This is a genomic window from Anaerococcus sp. HMSC065G05, from assembly GCF_001812365.1.
Classification (GTDB): domain Bacteria; phylum Bacillota; class Clostridia; order Tissierellales; family Peptoniphilaceae; genus Anaerococcus; species Anaerococcus vaginalis.
Genome location: NZ_KV808724.1, coordinates 1 through 331 on the forward strand (window position 1 = coordinate 1; position 331 = coordinate 331).

Sequence of the window (331 nt, forward strand, 5' to 3'; positions counted from 1 at the left end):
AAGGAAGAAAAAACACCTAAGTCAAAAGAGGTAAAACTGGAAGACCTAAGGGCTGTACTTGCTACCTTAAGTCAGCATGGGAAGACTGCAGAGGTTAAAGAGCTGATTGTAAAGTTTGGCGGAACGAAGTTATCTGATGTACCAAAGGAAAACTACAGTCAGCTATTAAAAGAAGCGGAGGAAATCAAAATTGACTAGACAGAAGGTGAATTGTACCAAAGGTGCAAGAGAGGCTGGCCTGGGCCACGCAATTTTATCTCCATCAAGTTCCCATAGGTGGCTTAACTGTACACCAAGTGCTGTGCTTGAACTAGAGTTTGAAAATACCAGT

Annotated in this window: 2 protein-coding genes; both read left to right on the plus strand. The window is 42.3% G+C overall.

Features of this window, described 5'->3' with window-relative positions:
- Positions 1-198: hypothetical protein (locus HMPREF2852_RS08105; RefSeq protein ID WP_070607511.1), on the plus strand; the 198-nt coding region annotated here is incomplete at its 5' end.
- A gap of 7 nt (positions 199-205) precedes the next feature.
- The coding region (locus HMPREF2852_RS09635) for a DUF2800 domain-containing protein (protein WP_261668274.1) at positions 206-331 on the plus strand (126 nt) is incomplete at its 3' end.